This window comes from Streptomyces fumanus (assembly GCF_014655295.1).
GTDB lineage: Bacteria > Actinomycetota > Actinomycetes > Streptomycetales > Streptomycetaceae > Streptomyces > Streptomyces fumanus.
The window spans coordinates 142,056-162,016 of the sequence record NZ_BNBI01000001.1 but is presented as its reverse complement, the minus strand read 5'-3'; the positions used below and the strand labels follow the sequence as shown (position 1 = coordinate 162,016).

The window sequence follows — 19,961 nt, the reverse complement described above, 5'->3', positions numbered from 1 at the left end:
GAGGCGTGGCGAATGCGGAGCACAGCGGGCGACCGGCGGATGCCTTCGGGGCTACGGCCGCCGGGGCGACCCGGGCACGCCTGCGCGCGGCACAACTGGGACTGTGGCTGGTCGCGGCGGTGCTGGCGGTACGGCAACTGGCCGCGGTCCTCGGCTCGCCGCGCGGGGAGCGGCTGACCGACCTGGAGACCTGGGTGGGCCCCGACGGCGTGCTGCACGTCGAGGGCTCCCTGTACGACTCGACCCGGTTCACCGGCACGCCGTTCGCCGGCCTGGTCCTCAAGCCGCTCACCCGGGCGGCCGAACAGGCCCTCGGCTGGGGGTGGACCTTCGGCACCCTGCTGCTGGTGGTGGCGCTCGGCGTGGTCGCGGCCCGCGCCCTGCCCCAGCCGGTCGGCCGGCGCACCGCGCTGCTGGCGGCGCCGGTCGCGGTGAGCCTGCTGGTGGTGTCGCTGCCGGTGCGCAACACCCTCTGGCTCGGCCAGACCAGCGTCATCCCGGTCCTGCTGGTGCTGCTCGGCTGCTTCGCGGTGCGCGGCCAGCGGGCCGGCGGGCTGCTCATCGGGGTGGCCGCCGCCCTCCAGCCGACCGTGCTGCTCTTCGTGCCGCTGCTGTGGTTCACCGACCGCCGCCGGGCCGCGGCGACCACCGCGGCCACCTTCGCCGCGTGCACCGCGCTGGCCTGGGCCGCGATGGCGCACGACTCGTACACGTACTGGGTGCACCACATGGCCGGCGTCGGGCTCGGGGACGCCGCCGACGACCTCGGCAACCAGTCCCTGCACGGGGCGCTGCTGCGGCTCGGGCTGTCCGGCCCGCTGGAGATCGCCCTGTTCGTGGCGCTGGGCGCGGCCGTCGCCGGGCTGGGGCTGCGCCGGGCGGTGCGCTACGCCCGCGACGGCCAGTTGCTGCTGGCGGTGGCGGTCACCGGCTGCGCGGCGATCGCGGTGTCCCCGGCCACCTGGCGGCACCAGTTGCTGTGGGTGCTGCTCGCGGTCGTCGGCCGGGTCGGCAAGCGGGCCTCGGACCGGCCGGTGTGGCCGGTCGCCGTCGTCCTGGTGATGACCCTGCCGCCGAAGATGATGCTGCCGAACATGGCGGCCCTGCACCCGGTCCGGGACAACGTGGTGCTGCTGGCGGCCCTCGCCGCCGCCACCGCCGTCCCCTTCCTCTCCCGTACCTCCCCGTACTTCCGCACGCCGGTCCCCACCGAGTACGCGGCGCCCGTGCCCACGCGGTGGAAGCACGTGCCGCTGCTGCCGTTCCTGCGCCGGGTGCTCAGCCGCCCCAACCTGCTGCTGGAACTGCTGCTGATCCGGGTGACCTACGCCGCCTACGCCAAGGTCCGGCTCGCGGCGACCGGCGGCAGCAACTCGGCCGGCCGGGCCCGCGCCGAGGAGCACGGCCACCAGATCCTCGACCTCGAACGCTTCCTGCACATCGACATCGAGCACGCCGTCAACCACGCCGTGGTGAAGGTCTCCTGGCTGCGGGACTTCTTCGACTTCTACTACACGTCGTTCCACTTCGTGGTGCCGCTGACCGTGCTCGGCCTGCTGTACTGGCGGCGCCCGGTCGACTACCGCTGGGCCCGCGCCTCGCTGGGCTTCGCCACGCTGCTGGCCCTGGTCGGCTTCTGGCTCTACCCGCTGGCCCCGCCCCGGCTGATGCCCTCGCTCGGCATCATCGACACCGTGCACGGCGTGCAGGACTTCACCAAGCCCGACTACGGCACGCTGACCGCGCTGACCAACCAGTACGCGGCGATGCCGTCGCTGCACTTCGGCTGGTCGCTGTGGTGCGGACTGGTGATCGCGATCATCGCGCCGAAGGCGTGGATGAAGGCGCTCGGCCTGCTGCACCCGCTGTGCACGGTGTCGGCGATCGTGGCGACCGGCAACCACTGGGTGCTGGACGCGGTGGGCGGCGCGGCCGTGGTCGGCGCCGGCTTCGGGCTGACGTACCTGCTCCAGGGCCCCCGGGCCCGGACGGTCACCGCCGCCGCGACCGCCGGCGCCGTCAGCAGCGGCCCTCCGGCGCCGGCGAAGGACCGTACCGCGAGCTGATCCGGTACTCGCCCGGCCTGTCCACCGTCAGCCGGACGAACTCGCCGTCCCGGGCGAGGCAGCCGCCGTCCGCGCGCAGCCACGGCGACCAGGCCACCCGCACGGTCGCCGTGCCCGGCCGGGACATCCGCAGCACCAGGTCGGCGCCGGTGGTGCGGACCACGGCGCCGGGCGGGGAGACCAGCGGCACCGCGTCCCGCACCCGGTACACCCGCCAGTGCGCGTCCCGCCACACCGGCTCCAGCCAGGCGGGCCGCCGCTCCCGCACCAGCCGCGCCTCCTCCTCGGCGAACCCGTCGGGCGTGCCCAGCGGCAGCACCACGAAGCCGACCGCCCACCGGTCCAGCCACGCCCGGTAGGTGGCCGCCGAGAAGGTGCCGTCGTAGAAGAGGCGGGCGCGTTCCATGTCGAGCTGCCGGTTCCAGCCCCGGGCCAGGTTGACGTGCGGGGCGAGGGCGGCGGCCTCCCGGTGGTTGCGGGCCGGGACCACCTCGACCCGGGTGCGGTCCGCGCCGAGCCCCTCCAGCGCCCGCACCACGCCGTCGGTGCGGGCCGCCCAGGCGGGCACGGTGGTCGACACCACCAGGTCGTCGGCGGTCTTCTTGCCGACCCAGGCGACCGAGAACACCAGCGCCGCGATCAGCAGGTTCCGGGCCGCCCGCCGGGCCCCCGGCACCGACAGCAGCGCCGCGAGCAGCACGGCGGGCGCGAACAGCTCCGCGAACCGCTCGACGTTGGTCCCGACCGGCGAGGGGATCAGGTACGCCAGCACGGTCCCGGCCGCGTACACCACCCCGCCCCACCGGGCCACCCGCCACTCGCGGGGCGCCAGCAGCGTCACCGCCAGCCCCAGCAGCACCGGCGGCCAGACCCGCGCCGGGGGCATGAGCTGCTCCCCGGTGAACGGGAACAGCAGCGTCGTCGCGCCGACCACCGCGGCCGGCGGCACCAGCAGCGCCGCCGCCCGCCCCCAGTCCCGTACCGCCAGGAAGGCCGCCCCGACCACGGCCAGGAACAGGCCGGCCACCGGGGAGGCGGTGGTGGCCAGGGCCGCGTAGGCGGCGGCGAGGGCCGGGCGCCGGTCCCGGGTCAGCGGCAGACAGGCGGCCAGCCCGAAGGCGACGCCCAGGGCGAACGTGCTGCGGCCCGAGGCGACGTTGCACCACAGCGCGAGCGAGGCGAGCAGCGCCGGGCCGAGCGGGCGGCGGATCCCGGCCCGGGTCAGCAGCACCGCCGCCAGCCAGGACGCGGCCAGCCCGGACAGCACGGTGACCGCGCACACCCCGACCGCGGCCATCAGGTACGGGGAGAGCAGGCTGTAGTTGGCGGTGTGCATCCCGCCGTACCAGAACAGCCCGTAGGCCGAGCCGCCGTGCCGGGCCGCGAACTCCGCCCACGCCTGCTGCGCGGCCAGGTCACCGCCGCCCGTGGCCAGCCACCCCCACCACAGCGCGTACAGCGGCAGCACCGGCAGGGTGGCGAGGGCGGGGACGCGGTGCCGCTCCCAGCATCTACGGAGGGCCAGGTTCCGGCGGGCGGCCGGGTGCCGTTCCGGCCGGGTGGCGGTGTACTCGGCAGGGACCACGGGGAGAGGCTTCCGTTCGACGTCTGCGGGCGGGCACGGCGGCCGGGGCACCAGCGAAGACGTGAAATCGAACAGAAACGTTGAACGGGCCGGGGGCCGGGGCGGGTGACCCCGCTCACGTGGGGCGGCGCGCCCCGGCGGGTTCCTCGAAGGCGACCGGTGTCTCGAACGCCGCCCGGCGGACGGCCCGGCGCAGCGCCCGCAGCACGGCCGGTCCGAGGAACAGGGTCAGCACCACCGTGACGACCGCCCGGCCCAGGTCCCAGCCGAGGGAGGTGGCCAGGCAGTACGCGAGGAAGCGGGCCAGGTTGGCGGGGAGCGCGGCCCCCGGGTCGAAGGCCACGTCCGAGGCGAGGGCGCTCATGAAGGGCCAGCCCGCCAGGTTCATCACCGTGCCGTACGCGAACGCGGCGGCGAAGCCGTACCCGGCCAGCAGTACCACCTCCGCCCGGCCGCGCAGCCGGTCCGGGAACGGCAGCAGGCCCGCGCCCATGGTGAACCAGCCCATCGCCAGCATCTGGAACGGCATCCAGGGCCCCACCCCGCCGGTCAGCAGCGCGGAGGCGAACATCGTCACCGAGCCCAGCACGAAGCCGAAGCCGGGGCCGAGCACCCGGCCGCTGAGCACCATCAGGAAGAACATCGGTTCCAGCCCGGCGGTGCCCGCGCCGAGCGGCCGCAGCGCCGCGCCGGTCGCCGCCAGCACCCCGAGCATCGCCACCGCCTTCGGGCCCAGGCCCGACTCCGCGATCGTCGCCGCGACCACCGCCACCAGCAGCACCAGCAGCCCCGCGAACAGCCAGGGCGCGTCCGCCGCGTGTGCGGCGACCCGCGAGCCGGGCGGCGCGAGGAACGGCCAGCCGAACCCGGCCACGCCGACCGCGCTCACCAGCACCAGGGCGGCCACCGAACGCGGGCCCAGCCGCACCGCCCGCACCCGCCGCCGGGTCCCGGGCGTCATGCCAGGGCCTTTCGGACCTGGGCGACGGTGAGCCACTGCTGCGGCGCCAGCACCTTGGCGACCTGCGGCGCGAACGCCGGCGAGGCGACCGCCACCTCGGCGGTCGGCCCGTCGGCGATCACCTCGCCGTCGGCCAGCAGCACCACCCGGTGGGCCAGTTCGGCGGCGAGTTCCACGTCGTGCGTGGCCAGCACGATGGCGTGCCCCCGCGCGGCCAGCGACCGCAGGTGCGCGACCAGCCGGTGCTTGGCCGCGTAGTCCAGGCCCCGGGTCGGCTCGTCCAGCAGCAGCAGCGGCGGACGGGCCGTCAGCACCACCGCCAGGGCGAGCGTCAGCCGCTGCCCCTCCGACAGATCCCGCGGGTGCGTGTCGTCGCCGACGCCGGGCAGCAGCTCGGCCAGCAGGGCGCGGCAGGTGCCCGGCGCCGCGTCCGCGTCCTCGTCGGCGGCCCGGCACTCGGCGGCGACGGTGTCGGCGTACAGCAGGTCGCGCGGCTCCTGGGGGACGAGACCGACCCGGCGGACCAGGTCGCGCGGGGGCGTGCGGTGCGGTACGGCGCCACCGGCGCGGACGCTGCCTGCGGCCGGTTCCACCAGCCCGACCAGGGCGCCCAGCAGGGTGGACTTCCCGGCGCCGTTGCGGCCCATCAGGGCGATCGTCTCACCGGCGGAGACGGTCAGGTCGACCTGGCGCAGCGCCTGCACCCGGCCGCGCCGCACGGCGAGCCCGCGGACCTCGGCGGCGTACCCGGGGGCCGCTTCCGCGCCGGACGCGGGGCGCCGCCGCCAACGGGAGGTCGGGGCCGGGCGCGGGGCCGGGAGGGCGGCGGGCGCCGGGGCCGGGTCCGGGACGGACAGATGGGCCAGGCGGTCCCGGAGCGGGGCCGCGCGGCGGCGGGCGTCCCGGACGGTCAGCGGCAGCGGCGTCCAGCCCGCCAGCGCGCCCAGCTCCACCACCGGCGGACGGACCGGGGAGACGGCCATCACCTCGGCGGGCGGGCCCAGCACCGGCGCCGCCCCCGGCCCGGCCAGCAGCACCACCCGGTCGGCGTACTGCACCACCCGCTCCAGCCGGTGCTCGGCCATCAGGACCGTCGTCCCCAGGTCGTGCACCAGCCGCTGGAGCACCGCGAGGACCTCCTCGGCGGCGGCCGGGTCCAGCGCGGAGGTCGGCTCGTCCAGGACCAGCACCCGGGGGTGCGCGGTGAGCACCGAGCCGATCGCGACGCGCTGTTGCTGCCCGCCGGAGAGGGTGGCGATCGGCCGGCCCCGCAGCGGGGCGAGCCCCAGCAGGTCGAGGGTCTCCTCCACCCGGCGGCGCATCACCTGCGGGGGCAGGCCCAGCGACTCCATGCCGTAGGCGAGTTCGTCCTCCACGGTGTCGGTGACGAAGTGGGACAGCGGGTCCTGGCCCACCGTGCCGACCACGTCGGCCAGTTCGCGCGGCTTGTGGGTGCGGGTGTCGCGGCCGGCCACGGTGACCCGGCCGCTCAGCGTGCCCCCGGTGAAGTGCGGCACCAGCCCGCTCACCGCGCCCAGCACGGTCGACTTGCCGACCCCGGACGGGCCGACGAGCAGCACCAGTTCGCCCTCGGGCACCTCGAAGTCCACACCGCGGACGGTGGGTCCGGCCGCCCCGTCGTACGTCACGGAGACATCCTCGAAGCGGATCACGACGGCTTCCTCACGGCGGGCTCGGGGTCAGGAACGGAATCGGGGCCGGGGCCGGCGGGGCCGGCCACCGGGGTGTCGGGGGCGGGCGTGACCAGGACGGGCAGCAGCCCGAGCAGACAGGCCGCCGCCGGCCACAGCGGCAGCGCGGGCGCGACCAGCGGCACCACCCCCGGGTGCAGCCCGGCCGGGTCGCGGGCACCGGCGAGGACGAGCAGCGCCGCCACCGCCGCCCCGGACCCGGCGACCAGCCAGGCACGCGCGTCCCACCGGTCGGGACGGTACCGGGTGCGCACCGACCGGCGGCCCCCCAGCCACAGCCCGGCCAGCGCCGCGGCCACCCCGGCCGCCAGCACCGGCAGCCCGTACGCGCCGCCCTCGGCGGTCAGCACCCCGTACGTCCCCGCGCACACCCCGAGCAGCCCGCCCAGGGTGAGCGCGGCGGTGGTGCGGCGCACGGCGGCGGGGACCTCGGCGGCGCGGCCGTAGCCCCGGCAGTCCATCGCGGCGGCCAGCGCCACCGACCGCTCCAGCGCCCCCTCCAGCACCGGCAGCCCGACGTGCAGCAGCCCCCGCAGGCCCTGGTCGGGGCGCCCCCGCAGGCGGCGAGCGGCGCGCAGCCGGTGCACGTCCGCGATCAGGTGCGGGGCGAAGGTGAGGGCGACCACGACGGCGACGCCCGTCTCGTACAGCGCGGCGGGCAGCGACTTCAGCAGCCGGGAGGGGTTGGCGAGGGCGTTGGCGGCGCCGACGCAGACCAGCAGCGCGGCCAGCTTCAGCCCGTCGTACAGCGCGAAGGCGAGGCCCTCGGCGGTGACCCGGCCGCCCAGCCGGATGCCCTGCGCCCAGTCGGGCAGCGGGACTTCGGGGAGCGTGACCAGCACATGGGTGCCGGGGATCGGCGAGCCGAGGACGACCGCGAAGACCAGGCGGATCACCAGCACGGCCAGCGCCAGCTTGACGAACGCCCCGTAGGAGCGGGCCCAGGGGGCGTCCGGGCGGCGGGCGGTGACGACGTACGCGGAGACCGCGAGCAGCAGCGCCAGCAGCAGCGGGTTGGTGGTGCGGGTGGCGGCGGTGCCCAGGCCCAGCGCCCACAGCCACCAGGCGCCGGGGTGCAGCGGCGCCGCCCGGCCGGTGCTACCGGCCATTCCCGCGCCGCCTCGCCTGCCGGAACGCCGCCGCGCCCAGCACCGCCACGACGGCCGCGCCCGCGAACAGGCCGACCGACGGGCCGCCGCCGCTGTCGCCGCCGTCCCTGTCGCCGCCGGCCGGCTCGTCCCCGGCGGCGGCCGGTCCGCCGTCGGCGTCGTCGGAGACCTGTTCGCCGCAGCCCGTCTTCGGGTAGCCCGCGATGGCGCACAGCAGGGCGTTCGTGTCGTACCGCAGCGGCCCGGCGACGGCCGCGAGGGCGTCGGCGGTGGTCGCGTCGGACGCCACCCGGGCGCAGGCGGTACGGCGTCCGGGCGGCGTCTCGCCGGACGGGGCGTCGGCCGCCGTGCCGAAGTCGAGGACGAGCGCGACCCGTTTGGCGCCGTCCTTCGCGGGCGTGTCCGCGCAGATCTCCGCGAACTCCGCCGCGCCGCGCGGCCGGGCCGCGTCACCGGAGTCCTCGCTGACCGCGAACCGGAACCCCTGCACGTCCCCGTCGGCGGGGCGGGCGGTGGACGGCCCCTCGGTGGCGTACGTCCAGCGTCCGCCGTCCCGATCCCAGAACGACCAGTACCGGTACCCGGCGGCCTCCGCCTGCCCCGCACCCGCCGCCAGCACGGACGCGGCGAGCAGCAGCGGCGCCCACCGGCGGATCACGACTGCCGCTTCCGGTTGCGGCCGCTGAGCAGGAAGCCGATGCCGATGCCGAAGACCAGGCAGACGCCGACGAACCACCAGACGCCGAACCCGGAGGAGTCCTCGTCGCTCTCCGCGGCCTTCGCGGTGACCGTGACGCTCGCCCGCCCCGGCTCGGGCGCCGGGCCGGTCGCGGTCAGCCGGGCCACCAGGTCGGTGCCGCCGAAGTGCCGGGGGTCGGTGCCGGTGGCGTGCGCGGCGAGGATCAACTGCGCCCAGGCGGCCGGTCCGCCCTGCCCGGCCCACTTGGGACCGTTCTTCTCCAGCCAGGCCAGCGGCTTCGCCGCCCGCTCGGCGCCGCCCTGCGCGGCCAGCGCGACCACGGCGTCGGCGGTGTTGCCGTAGTCCGGCTGCTCGGCGGAGCCGCCCAGGGCGGAGGTCAGGTACCCGTCCTTCGCGACCGCGCCGGCGAGGTAGGCGGCCCCGTTGGCGGCGGCCCGCTCCGGGTCGGCGGGGTCGGCGCAGATGGCGTCGGCCGCCTTGCCGGGGCCGGTGACCAGGCCCTTGCCGAGGGCGCCCAGCACAGCGGCGGCGGTGGCGTCCGCGTTGGCGGTGAGCTTGCCGTCCTCGCCGGGCTGGAAGGCGAAGGCGCCGTCGCCGTCGTCGCAGGGCAGGGCGAAGGTCAGCAGGGCGTCGTAGGGGGACTCGCCGCCCTTGCGGACCGTGCCGGGGTCGGTGCCGGTGGCGGCGAGGGCGCCGATGACCACGGAGGTGGAGTTGGCGTCGCTGGGGCCGCCGGGGGAGTAGCCCCAGCCGCCGTCCTTGTTCTGCACGGACCTCAGCCAGGCCAGGGCGTCCTCGACGGCGTCGCCGTGCCCGCCGAGGGCGGCGAGCGCCTGCACGGCGGCGGCGGTGCTGTTGGTGTCGGCCGGCGTCTTGGCATCGCACTTCCGCGCCGGGTCGGCGCGGTACGGCGCGAACGCCCCGTCGGCGCACTGCTGCCCGGTGAGCCAGTCCACCGCCGACTTCGCCGGTGTCACCCCGGCGGTGTCCTGGGCGAGCAGGGCGAGGGACTGCCGCCACACGCCGTCGTACTGCGGATCGGCGGTGCCGTACAGCCCCGGCGCCGGGGAGGCGCTGGGCGACGGTGACGGACCGGCGGCGACCGCGGGCGCGGCGGCGGCGCCGATCACGGCTATGGCGGCCAGGGCCGCGGCGGTGCGGCGGCGGACGTTCATGAGCGGCGGGTGCCCTTCCTGTGCGGGGCGGACAGCACGGGGCACCCCCGGGCGGCTCGGCCCCGTATGCCTCGACGGTGCCCGTGCACGGCGGGTGCCGGACACGTGAGCCGGTCACGGTCCCGTACCGGGCGGTCCGGCTCACCGCCCTATACGGACGGCTCACGGATTGGGGTCTCCCCGGTTCGAGCGAAGTCGAGAACTGGGGAAGGGTCAGCGCCGGGTTTGCACCGGCTTTCCCCCGTACGGGCGTGATACGACCTGGCTACTTTACCCGCCGCCGGGAGGCCCCCATCAGGGGCCGTCGGGAGGAGGGCGGACCCGTCACCCGTCCCCCGGCGGGCCGATCAGCCGGCACGCCGTCTCGATGTCCGCCCGTACCTGGTCGATGGAGGCCCGCCCCGCCAGCCAGGCGATCAGCGCCGAGTACCAGGTGTGCTCGATCACCCGCACCGCGGCGAGCTGCCCGGGGCCGGGGTCCCGTACGCCCATCGCGTCGAGGATGATCGCCGTGGTCTGCCGGGAGACCCGGTCCACCTCGGCCGACACCCCCCGGTCGGCGAAGGTCACCGCCCGGACCATGGCGTCGGCCAGCTCCGGTTCGCGCCGCAGCGCCCGGAACGCCCGCATCAGGGTCCGCGCCACCCGCTCGGCCGCCGTGTCTCCGGCCGGCGGGCGCCCGCGCAGCGTGGCGTGCAACTGCTCCAGCCGGTCCTGCATGGTGGCGACCAGCAGGTGCACCTTGGACGGGAAGTAGCGGTACAGCGTGCCCAGCGCCACCTGGGAGACCTCCGCGACCTCCCGCATCTGCACCGCGTCGAAACCGCCCCGCCCGGCCAGCTCCGCGCTCGCGTCCAGGATGCGGCGGCGCCGCGCCTCCTGGCGCTCGGTCAGCGGCGCGGCGGCGGACCGCACCGGCGCGGCGGCGGACCTCGCCGGCCCGGCGGCGGACCGCACCGGCGCGGCGGCCACCGTGCCGCCCGCGCGGCCCGTGCCGTCCGCCCTGGTCGCCTCGGTCACGTCGACCACCTCGGTCACCTCGGCCGCCGTGGCGCGAATCACCCGATCCATCGTTCGCGCCATCCTTACCAGCCGGTAGATTCGGAGCCTCTGAACGATCAAGTCTGAAACTTGTTCTAGATTAGCGTCCCGGCGTAATCTCGCGGGACCATGCAGGGAGAGAGGGGCCCCGAGTGACCGCTGAGGCCAGTCAGGCGGGTCCCCGCCAGGACCTCGCCGCCGACGGCATGCGACCGCTCCGCATCGCACTCCTCACCTACAAGGGCAACCCGTTCTGCGGCGGCCAGGGCGTCTACGTCCGCCACCTCTCCCGCGAACTCGCCCGCCTCGGCCACCGCGTCGAGGTCATCGGCGCCCAGCCCTACCCGGTGCTCGACGCCGTGGCCGGCCGGGACGGCCCCACCCTCACCGAGCTGCCCAGCCTCGACCTCTACCGCCAGCCCGACCCCTTCCGCACCCCCGGGCGCGGCGAGTACCGGGACTGGATCGACGCGCTGGAGGTCGCCACCATGTGGACCGGCGGCTTCCCGGAGCCGCTCACCTTCTCGCTGCGCGCCCGCCGCCATCTGCGCGCCCGCCGCGGCGACTTCGACGTGGTGCACGACAACCAGACCCTCGGCTACGGCCTGCTGGGCGATGTCGGCGCCCCGCTGGTCACCACGATCCACCACCCCATCACCGTGGACCGGCGCCTGGAGCTGGACGCCGCCGAGACCTGGCAGCGCCGCTGCTCGGTGCGGCGCTGGTACGCCTTCACCCGGATGCAGAAGCGCGTCGCCCGCCGCCTGCCGTCCGTGCTCACCGTCTCCGGCAGCTCCCGGCAGGAGATCGTCGACCATCTCGGCGTACCCCGGGACCGGGTGCACGTGGTGCCGATCGGCGCCGACACCGACCTGTTCTCCCCCGACCCGGCGGTGCCGAAGGTGCCCGGCCGGATCGTCACCACCTCCAGCGCGGACGTACCGCTCAAGGGCCTGGTCTTCCTCGTCGAGGCGCTGGCCAAGGTGCGCGCCGAGCACCCCGGCGCCCACCTCGTCGTCGTCGGCAAGCGGCCCGGCGGCGGGCCCGTCGCCCAGGCGGTGGAACGGTACGGGCTCCAGGACGCCGTCGAGTTCGTCAAGGGCATCTCCGACGCCGAACTCGTCGACCTGGTGCGCTCGGCGGAGGTCGCCTGCGTGCCCTCGCTGTACGAGGGGTTCTCGCTGCCCGCCGCCGAGGCCATGGCCACCGGCACACCGCTGCTGGCCACCACAGGCGGGGCCATCCCCGAGGTCGCCGGACCCGACGGGGAGACCTGCCTGGCCGTGCCGCCCGGCGACGCGGGCGCGCTGGCCGCCGGGCTGACCACGCTGCTCGGCGACCCCGGGCTGCGGGCCCGGCTCGGCGCCGCCGGACGCGAGCGGGTGCTCAGCCGCTTCACCTGGGCACGGGCCGCCGAGGGCACGGTCGCCCGGTACCGCGAGGCCATCGCCGGCGCCCCCGCCCGGACCCGCCCGACCCCCGGCCGTCCCGCGGCGGCCACGGAAGAACACGAAAGCAGGGCCACGTGCTGACCGTCGACTTCTCCCGGTTCCCGCTCGCCCCGGGCGACCGCGTGCTGGACCTCGGCTGCGGCGCCGGCCGGCACGCCTTCGAGTGCTACCGGCGCGGCGCCCGCGTCGTCGCCCTGGACCGCAACGGCGAGGAGATCCGCGAGGTCGCCAAGTGGTTCGCGGCGATGAAGGAGGCGGGCGAGGCCCCCGAGGGCGCCACCGCCACGGCCATGGAGGGCGACGCGCTCGCGCTGCCGTTCCCCGACGCCTCCTTCGACGTGGTCATCATCTCCGAGGTGATGGAGCACATCCCCGACGACAAGGGCGTCCTCGCCGAGATGGTGCGGGTGCTCAAGCCGGGCGGTCGGATAGCGGTCACCGTGCCGCGCTACGGCCCCGAGAAGGTCTGCTGGGCGCTGTCCGACGCCTACCACGAGGTCGAGGGCGGCCACATCCGCATCTACCGGGCGGACGAACTGCTCGGCAAGATGCGCGAGGCCGGGCTGAAGCCCTACGGCACCCACCACGCGCACGGACTGCACTCGCCGTACTGGTGGCTGAAGTGCGCGTTCGGCGTCGACAACGACAAGGCGCTGCCGGTGCGGGCGTACCACAAGCTGCTGGTCTGGGACATCATGAAGAAGCCGCTCGCCACCCGGGTCGCCGAGCAGGCGCTGAACCCGCTGATCGGCAAGAGCTTCGTCGCCTACGCCACCAAGCCGCACCTGCCCGAGGCGGCCGCCCGGTGACCACGCCCCGGACGGAACACCTGGTCCTGCCCGGGGTCCTCACCGCCGAGCAGGCCGCCGCGACGGTACGCGGCATCCTCGGCGTCCAGCGCGCGGACGGGGCGATCCCCTGGTTCCGGGGCCACCACCTCGACCCCTGGGACCACGTCGAGGCCGCGATGGCCCTGGACGCGGCCGGTGAGCACGAGGCCGCCGAGCGGGCCTACGCCTGGCTCGCCCGGCACCAGAACCCGGACGGCTCCTGGTACGCCGCCTACGCCGACGGCGACTCCGCCGCCGTCACCGACCGCGGCCGGGAGACCAACTTCGTCGCCTATGTCGCGGTCGGCGTCTGGCACCACTACCTCGCCACCGGCGACGACACGTTCCTGGACCGGATGTGGCCGTGCGTGTACGCCGCCGTCGAGTTCGTGCTGCGGCTCCAGCAGCCCGGCGGGCAGATCGGCTGGCGCCGCGACGACGACGGCACGGACACCACCGACGCGCTGCTGACCGGGAGTTCCTCCGTCCACCACGCGCTGTGCTGCGCGCTGGCCATCGCCGAGCAGCGCGAGGAGCCGCAGCCCGACTGGGAGCTGGCGGCCGGCGCCCTGCGGCACGCGATCCGGCGGCACCCCGAGCGGTTCCTGGACAAGGGCCGCTACTCGATGGACTGGTATTACCCCGTCCTCGGCGGCGCCCTGACCGGCGCGGAGGCCGCGGCCCGCATCGAGGAGGGCTGGGACCGGTTCGTCGTGCCCGGCCTCGGGGTGCGCTGCGTGGTCCCCAACCCGTGGGTGACCGGCGGCGAGTCCGCCGAACTCGCCCTCGCGCTGTGGGCGGTGGGCGAGTCCGACCGGGCCCTGGACGTCCTGAAGTCCATCCAGCACCTCAGGGACCCGGACAGCGGCCTGTACTGGACCGGGTACGTCTTCGAGGACGACGCGATCTGGCCGCGGGAGCTGACCACCTGGACGGCCGGCTCGCTGCTCCTCGCCGTCGCCGCCCTCGGCGGCCACGAGGCCACCTGCCAGGTCTTCGGCGACGGCCACCTGCCCCGCGGCCTGGACCCCGACTGCTGCCCCTGACCCGGGCCCGGCGACCGCGCGACCGGCCCGCGCTGCGGGCTCAGTACCGGTGCAGGCGGCCCGCGATGGCGTGGCCGACGAACAGGTAGACGACGGCGGCAAGCCCGTAACCGGCGACCACCCGCGCCCAGTCCTCGTCGAAGGTGAACAGGTCACGCGACCAGCCGGCCAGCCAGTTGGCCGCGTCGTGGACGAACTGCACCAGGTCGTTGGCGCGGTTGGCGTCCAGCAGGTACATCACAATCCACAGTCCGAGAATGACGGCCATGATGTCCGCGATCACCGCGACGGCCGTCCCGGCGGAGTTGGAACCACGATAGCGAGACATGCCTTCCGTCTGGCCCCGAATGCCTGTCCGAAACCTGGAGTCCCGTACGGCATACGGGAGTTGGGCCGGACGCCGACGGCCCCCCGCCCGGCGGGCGAGGGGCCGTCGAAGGCGTCGGACGCGGTCAGCCGCGCTGGATGCCCGAGGTGTCCTGGAGCACCCCGCGGCGCCCGTCCTGGGTCTGCGCGACCAGCGCGGGCCCGCGCTGCTCGACCGCCAGGTACCAGGTGCCGGGCGCCAGTTCGGCGATCGGCGTGGGCGAGCCGTCCTCCGCGAACAGCGGCCGCGGCACCGGCACCGCGAACCAGAACGGCGAGAAGTCCGCGGCGGGCTGGGCCTGGCCCGGGGCCGGGGTCTGGTGGGCCTGCTGCGGCTGGCCCGGGTAGGGCGAGCCCGGCTGCGGCCCCGGCTGCCCGCCGTACGGCGACTGCGCACCGGCGCCCGGGTAGCCGTAACCGCCCTGCGGCTGACCGCCGTAGGGCTGGGGCTGGGCGGGGCGGGGGGCCGGCAGCAGGGCGCCGCGGAGCGCGGGCACCAGCGGGGTGGCGAGGGCCGCGGCGGCCATGACCACCGTGGCGATCAGGGCGAGGATCAGTCCCGTACCGGCGCTCGGCCCGTCGGAGGAGTCGCCGATGTTGTCGACGCCGCCCGCCGGGTCGAAGATGTTGCCGAGCGCGCTCCACGCGGCGAACAGGGCGAACGCGGCGCCCAACTGGCCGAGTTCGAGGCCCGCGACCTTCCGGGGCTGCGGCTGCGACCGGGCGACGACGACGAGGGCGGCCGCGATCAGGCCGGCGAGGACGACGCTGAGGACGACCGGTCCGCTGCCCCACAGGCTGGGCAGGTCGAGGCCGTCCGGCGCCCCGTCGATCGAGTAGAGGTCGAGGAACGACGCGATGAACAGCAACACCGCTGCTCCGATCACCACGCCGTCGCCCCTAGTGAGGGAGCGGATATTCACTACAGGTCCTTCAGGTCGTCTCGTCGTCGGTGGAGGCAAGCGCGGGGAGTGGCCCCTGATCGTACGGACGACGACACTATCGTCCGTACGATCGGGCTGTCCGCCGGGATGAGCGCGCTGATCGTCACCCGCGCAGGAAACTCACGATTCCCTCAGAAATGCCCTGCGCCGCCTTCTGCCGCCAGGCACCGCTGGTCAGCAGTGCCGCGTCCTTGCTATCGCGCATGTTCCCGCACTCGAGGAAGACCTTCGGAACCGTTGACAGATTGAGACCGCCCAGGTCGGTGCGGGTGACCAGGCCGGTGCCGTCGCCGAGGTAGTCCGCGGGCGCGCTGCCGGTGACGCCGGCGAACCGGTCCGCGACGCGCTCGCCCAGGGCGCGGGAGGAGGCGACGATCGGCCGGGTGTCGGCGGCGCCCGCGTGCACGGGGCCCGGCAGGATGACGTGGAAGCCGCGCTGCCCGGCGCCCGCGCCGTCGGCGTGGATCGAGATCGCCGCGTCGGCCTTCGCCTCGTTGCCGATCCGGGCCCGCTCGTCCACGCACGGCCCGTACGGCCGGTCACCGTCCTGGGTCAGCCTCACCGTGGCGCCCTGCTCCTGGAGCAGCGTGCGCAGCCGGCGGGCCACGTCGAGGGTGAACGCCGCCTCGGCGTACCCGTCGTCGGTGGCGGTGCCAGTGGTGTCGCACTCCTTGCGGTGGGTGCCGATGTCCACCTGGCGGTTGATCTCGGTGGTGTGCCGGTAGTTCTCCGGGTTGTGCCCCGGGTCGACCAGGACGACCTTGCCCGCCAACGGCCGCCCGGCGCCGGACTCCTTGGCGTCGTCGCGGTCGGCCGCCGGGGAGGCGGCGGCGGTGCTGGCGGGGGCCGCCGGGGCGGCGCCGGTACCGCCCCCGCCGCCGGTGGCCGCGTACACCCCCCACCCGAGCAGCGCGCCCGGTACGAGCACGGCGAGCGCCACGGTCAGCGGGCGGCGCAGCGGGGAACGGCGGGGCTGGGGCGGTTCGAGGTCCGGGCCTGTGTACGACACGTCCCCGACTCTAACCGCCCTCAGATACCCGTCCCCGTGCGCCGCAGCACCCGCAGCGAGCCGGTCGCCGAGACCTCGGTGAAGGCGCCGGACGCCAGGGCCCGCAGGTAGATGCGGTAGGGGGCCTGCCCGGTGAACTCGTCCACGGGGTCCGGGAACACGTCGTGGATGACGAGCAGTCCGCCCTCGGCCACCCGGGGGGCCCAGCCCTCGTAGTCGGCGTTCGCGTGCTCGTCGGTGTGGCCGCCGTCGACGAAGACCAGGCCGACCGGGGCCTGCCAGAGCGCGGCGGCCCGGGGCGAGCGGCCGACCAGCGCGAGGACGTGCTCCTCCAGACCGGCCCGGTACAGGGTGCGGCGGAACGCGGGCAGGGTGTCCATCACGCCCAGCTCCGGGTCGACGGTCTCCGGGTCGTGGTACTCCCAGCCCGGCTGCTGCTCCTCGCTGCCGCGGTGGTGGTCGACGGTGACCGCGGTGACCCCCGCGCGGCGGGCCGCGTCGGCCAGCAGCAGCGTGGAGCGCCCGCAGTACGTGCCCACCTCCAGCAGCGGCAGCCCGAGCCGCCCCGCCGTCACGGCCGCCGCGTACAGCGCCAGCCCCTCGTCGGCGGGCATGAACCCCTTCGCGGCCTCGAACGCGGCAAGGATCTCGGGCGGGGGCGCCGCGGGCATGGGGGTCCTCTCGTCGGCTCTGCGGGGTGACGGCGCCCATGCTGCCGCACCCCCCGGCGCGCGGGGCGACGGGGGGTGCGGAAGGGAGCCCCGGGACGGGGCCGGGGTCAGGCCGGGACCGTCTCGCCGGGCAGGGCGAGGTCCACGTCGACCGGGCGCCGCTCGCCGGGGTGGCTGGCCGCGTGGGCCAGCGGACCGTGCCCGGCGGCGCGGGCGGCCAGCACGTACGGGCCCTCGGCGGGCACCGCCAGTGCGTAGCTGCCGTCCGGCGCGGAGAGGGTCGCGCCCGCCTGGCGGCCGTGCCGGTCGATCAGGGTGACCTTGGCGCGGGCCACGGGCGACCCGTCGGCGGCCAGCACCCGGCCGCGGAAGCCGGCCAGGGCCTCCTCGGCGCGGGCCAGATTGGCGTCCTCCTCGCTGCTCGCCCGGAGCCGCGGGCGCGTCGCCGGACGCCGGCTCGGCAGGAAGAAGGCCAGCACCAGGCCGACGGCGACCGCGCCGGTCGCGATCAGGAACGAGACCCGGAACCCGTGCATGGTGGGGACGGCCACCCCGCCCACGTCGTGCGCGGTGTCGGCCAGCACCATGCCGATGACGGCGCTCGACACCGACGTACCGATGGACCGCATCAGCGTGTTCAGGCCGTTGGCCGCGCCGGTCTCCGAGGCCGGGACCGCGCCGACGATCAGCGCGGGCAGCGAGGAGTAGGCCAGGCCGATGCCGGCGCCGAGCAGCACCGAGGTGACGATGGTCTGCCAGGCCGCGCTCATCAGGCCGAGGCCGCCGCCGTAGCCGACCGCGATGACCAGCAGGCCGATGATGAGGGTGGTGCGCGGCCCGTACCGGGCGGACAGCCGGGCGTACACGGGCGCGGTGAACATCATGGTCAGGCCCAGCGGGGCCACGCACAGCCCGGCGACGACCATCGACTGGCCGAGGCCGTAGCCGGTGGCGGTGGGGAGCTGGAGGAGCTGGGGGAGGACCAGGGAGACGACGTAGAAGCTGACGCCGACCATGATCGAGGCGAGATTGGTGAGCAGCACCTCGCGGCGGGCGGTGGTGCGCAGATCCACCAGGGGCGCGGCGACGCGCAGTTCCATCAGGCCCCACAGCCCCAGCACCACGGCGGCCGCGGCGAACAGGCCCAGCGTGGTCGGCGAGGACCAGCCCCAGTCGCTGCCCTTGGTGATCGGCAGCAGGAACAGCACCAGGCCGGCCGAGAGCCCGAGCGCGCCCGGCAGGTCGAAGGTGCCCTTGGCGCGCAGCGGGGACTCCGGCACGACCAGCAGGGTCAGGGCGATGGCGAGCACCCCGAGGCCGGCCGAGCCGTAGAACAGGGCGTGCCAGTCGGCGTGCTGGGCCACCAGCGCGGCGGCGGGCAGCGCGAGGCCGCCGCCGACGCCGATCGAGGAACTCATCAGCGCCATCGCCGAACCGAGCCGCTCACGGGGCAGCATGTCCCGCATCAGGCCGATGCCGAGGGGTATCGCGCCCATCGCGAAGCCCTGCAGGGTACGGCCGACGATCATGGGGAGCAGGGCGTCGGTGAACGCGCTGACCAGCGCGCCGACCACCATCACGGCCAGGCTGGTGACCAGCATCCGCCGCTTGCCGTACAGGTCGCCGAGGCGGCCCATGATCGGGGTCGCCACGGCGCCCGACAGCAGCGTCGAGGTCAGCACCCAGGTCGCGTTGCTGGGCGAGGTCGCCAGAAGCTGGGGCAGGTCCTTGATGACCGGGACGAGCAGGGTCTGCATCACCGCGACGACGATGCCCGCGAAGGCGAGTACGGGGACGGTGGTGCCGCTCGCTCCTCGGACGGACTCGTCGGTCGTCGTGTGGCTCATTGAGTGGGGCCTCCGGGCCGGGTCGGGCTAGGGAATACGGGCAGGATGTGTGCAGTGTGAACTCCGTACGCCGGGGCGCCTATTCCGTTGCTTCGGGCCGCTAACGATTTCTTGACCTTCTCTTGGCCCGGACACCGCCCCGCCCGTGACGATACGAGGAACCGTGCCCATCGACGCAGCTTCCGCGCTCGCCGCCGCCCCCCGCACCGACGAGATCGCCTGGGAACCGGGGGACGTGCAGCTCTACCACCTCGCCCTCGGCGCCGGCCGCCCCGCCACCGACCCCGGCGAACTCCGGTACGTCCTGGAGTCCCGGCTGCGCGTCCTGCCGAGCTTCGCCACCGTCGCCGGGGCCGGCGCCCCCGGTGTGATCCGGACGCTCTCCCTGCCGGGCGTCGACACCGACCTCGCCCGGGTCCTGCACGCCGGGCAGCGCCTCGCACTCCACCGGCCGGTCCCGCCCCGCGGCACCGCGCGCACCACCACCCGCGTCACCGCCGCGTACGACAAGGGCACGGCGGCGCTGCTGGTGACCCGCACGGACGCGGCGGACGCCGACGGGACGCTGTGGACGGAGGAGGCGGAGGTGTACGTACGGGGAGAGGGCAACTGGGGCGGCGAGCGCGGCCCCTCCGCGCGCAGCGCCCCGCCGGCGGACGGGCCCGACGCGGTGGTGGACCGCCCGACCCGCGAGGACCAGGCACTGCTGTACCGCCTGACCGGCGACCTCAACCCCCTGCACGCCGACCCGGAGTTCGCCGCCCGGGCCGGCTTCGACCGGCCCGTCCTGCACGGGCTGTGCACCTACGGCATCACCCTCAAGGCGGTCGTCGACACCCTGCTCGACGGCGACCCGGCCCGGGTGCGCGGCTACGGCGCGCGCTTCACCGGGGTGGTGTACCCGGGGGAGACGCTCCGGGTGCGGATGTGGCGGGCGGGGGGTGGGGTGGTGCGGGTGACGGGGGAGGCCGTGGAGCGGGGGGTGCGGGTGCTGACGGGCACGGTGACGGGGACGGACACGGTCACCCGCTCCGCCGCCCGGTCCGGGTGACGATCACGGCCCTGCCCTGCCCTGCCGGCCCGGCCCGGCCCGGGGACGACCGCGGCCCCGTCCGTCGTGGGTGACGGGCGGGGCCGGGTGGTGTGCTGTGCTGTGCTGTGCGAGTGCCGGTTCCTGACGGACCGTCAGGCCCGGTCCGGGAGGGTCAGGCCGTCGTGCCGGACTGTTCGGCCGGCTTGCGGTGGCGGCCCCGCGGGGCCGTCTCGCCGTCCCGCGTGGAGACCGGCCCGCGGTGCCGGCCGTGGCCGGTCGCGGACATCTCCTGAACGTCGGCACCGGCGCCCTGCATCGGCTGGTTCGTGCTGGTGTCGTTCATCGGAAGGAATTCACCCCGTCAACATGATCTTTCCTACAGCTCGGGGAGTTTATCCGGCGCCCCTCGGGCCCG

At 75.7% G+C, this 19,961-nt stretch carries 18 protein-coding genes; 5 read left to right on the top strand and 13 right to left on the bottom strand.

Annotated features, from left to right (window positions below; translation table 11 throughout):
• The first annotated feature begins 5 nt into the window (after positions 1-5).
• A complete protein-coding gene (locus IE316_RS00705; RefSeq protein ID WP_190202084.1) occupies positions 6-2,066 on the top strand; it encodes a bifunctional glycosyltransferase 87/phosphatase PAP2 family protein in 2,061 nt (686 codons plus the stop codon).
• Here IE316_RS00705 and IE316_RS00700 read toward each other — a convergent pair.
• From IE316_RS00700 to IE316_RS00670, 7 genes are all read right to left on the bottom strand, one after another.
• Complete coding sequence (locus IE316_RS00700; protein ID WP_373311030.1) at positions 2,020-3,651, bottom strand: hypothetical protein; 1,632 nt, start codon at positions 3,649-3,651, stop codon at positions 2,020-2,022. The genes IE316_RS00705 and IE316_RS00700 overlap by 47 nt on opposite strands.
• A gap of 115 nt (positions 3,652-3,766) precedes the next feature.
• Positions 3,767-4,612, bottom strand: a complete 846-nt coding sequence (locus IE316_RS00695) for an ECF transporter S component (protein ID WP_190202083.1) — start codon at positions 4,610-4,612, stop codon at positions 3,767-3,769.
• On the bottom strand, positions 4,609-6,285 hold the full coding sequence (locus IE316_RS00690) for an ABC transporter ATP-binding protein (protein WP_190202082.1): 1,677 nt from the start codon (positions 6,283-6,285) through the stop codon (positions 4,609-4,611). Before IE316_RS00690 ends, IE316_RS00695 begins: the two co-directional genes overlap by 4 nt.
• Positions 6,282-7,433: an energy-coupling factor transporter transmembrane component T gene (locus IE316_RS00685; RefSeq protein WP_190202081.1), complete on the bottom strand. Its 1,152-nt coding sequence runs from the start codon at positions 7,431-7,433 to the stop codon at positions 6,282-6,284. Before IE316_RS00685 ends, IE316_RS00690 begins: the two co-directional genes overlap by 4 nt.
• The gene (locus tag IE316_RS00680; protein ID WP_190202080.1) at positions 7,423-8,091 is read right to left on the bottom strand and encodes an SCO2322 family protein; all 669 of its coding nucleotides are present in this window, start codon (positions 8,089-8,091) and stop codon (positions 7,423-7,425) included. The genes IE316_RS00685 and IE316_RS00680 overlap by 11 nt, the downstream gene beginning before the upstream one ends.
• A complete protein-coding gene (locus IE316_RS00675; protein WP_190202079.1) occupies positions 8,088-9,308 on the bottom strand; it encodes an SCO2321 family membrane protein in 1,221 nt (406 codons plus the stop codon). The genes IE316_RS00680 and IE316_RS00675 overlap by 4 nt, the downstream gene beginning before the upstream one ends.
• Positions 9,309-9,632: 324 nt before the next feature.
• Positions 9,633-10,379, bottom strand: a complete 747-nt coding sequence (locus IE316_RS00670; protein ID WP_190202078.1) for a TetR family transcriptional regulator — start codon at positions 10,377-10,379, stop codon at positions 9,633-9,635.
• Positions 10,380-10,501: 122 nt separating this feature from the next.
• Here IE316_RS00670 and IE316_RS00665 point away from each other — a divergent pair, with 122 nt between their 5' ends.
• From IE316_RS00665 to IE316_RS00655, 3 genes are read left to right on the top strand one after another with little or no spacing between them, the layout of a single operon-like run.
• Positions 10,502-11,881 (top strand): glycosyltransferase family 4 protein, encoded by a 1,380-nt coding sequence (locus tag IE316_RS00665; RefSeq protein WP_190202077.1) that lies wholly within the window; start codon positions 10,502-10,504, stop codon positions 11,879-11,881.
• On the top strand, positions 11,875-12,609 hold the full coding sequence (locus IE316_RS00660) for a class I SAM-dependent methyltransferase (RefSeq protein WP_190202076.1): 735 nt from the start codon (positions 11,875-11,877) through the stop codon (positions 12,607-12,609). The genes IE316_RS00665 and IE316_RS00660 overlap by 7 nt, the downstream gene beginning before the upstream one ends.
• Positions 12,606-13,676 (top strand): prenyltransferase/squalene oxidase repeat-containing protein, encoded by a 1,071-nt coding sequence (locus IE316_RS00655; RefSeq protein WP_190202075.1) that lies wholly within the window; start codon positions 12,606-12,608, stop codon positions 13,674-13,676. Before IE316_RS00660 ends, IE316_RS00655 begins: the two co-directional genes overlap by 4 nt.
• A 40-nt stretch (positions 13,677-13,716) precedes the next feature.
• Here the strand turns inward: IE316_RS00655 and IE316_RS00650 are convergent, their stop codons facing one another.
• The 5 genes from IE316_RS00650 to IE316_RS00630 all read right to left on the bottom strand — a co-directional run bounded on the left by IE316_RS00650 (position 13,717) and on the right by IE316_RS00630 (position 18,513).
• On the bottom strand, positions 13,717-14,004 hold the full coding sequence (locus IE316_RS00650) for a hypothetical protein (RefSeq protein ID WP_190202074.1): 288 nt from the start codon (positions 14,002-14,004) through the stop codon (positions 13,717-13,719).
• Between the two features lie 124 nt (positions 14,005-14,128).
• Positions 14,129-14,965: a single stranded DNA-binding domain-containing protein gene (locus tag IE316_RS00645; RefSeq protein WP_190202073.1), complete on the bottom strand. Its 837-nt coding sequence runs from the start codon at positions 14,963-14,965 to the stop codon at positions 14,129-14,131.
• Between the two features lie 124 nt (positions 14,966-15,089).
• Positions 15,090-15,995, bottom strand: a complete 906-nt coding sequence (locus IE316_RS00640; protein ID WP_190202072.1) for an N-acetylmuramoyl-L-alanine amidase — start codon at positions 15,993-15,995, stop codon at positions 15,090-15,092.
• A 20-nt stretch (positions 15,996-16,015) separates the two neighbouring features.
• Positions 16,016-16,666: a class I SAM-dependent methyltransferase gene (locus tag IE316_RS00635; protein WP_190202071.1), complete on the bottom strand. Its 651-nt coding sequence runs from the start codon at positions 16,664-16,666 to the stop codon at positions 16,016-16,018.
• Positions 16,667-16,773: 107 nt separating this feature from the next.
• Positions 16,774-18,513 carry an MFS transporter gene (locus tag IE316_RS00630; protein ID WP_190202070.1) on the bottom strand — a complete coding sequence of 580 codons (1,740 nt, stop codon included), beginning with the start codon at positions 18,511-18,513 and terminating at the stop codon, positions 16,774-16,776.
• 163 nt (positions 18,514-18,676) lie between these two features.
• Here IE316_RS00630 and IE316_RS00625 point away from each other — a divergent pair, with 163 nt between their 5' ends.
• On the top strand, positions 18,677-19,564 hold the full coding sequence (locus IE316_RS00625; RefSeq protein WP_190202069.1) for a MaoC/PaaZ C-terminal domain-containing protein: 888 nt from the start codon (positions 18,677-18,679) through the stop codon (positions 19,562-19,564).
• Positions 19,565-19,718: 154 nt separating this feature from the next.
• Here the strand turns inward: IE316_RS00625 and IE316_RS00620 are convergent, their stop codons facing one another.
• Positions 19,719-19,889, bottom strand: a complete 171-nt coding sequence (locus tag IE316_RS00620; RefSeq protein ID WP_190202068.1) for a hypothetical protein — start codon at positions 19,887-19,889, stop codon at positions 19,719-19,721.
• Positions 19,890-19,961: the final 72 nt, after the last annotated feature.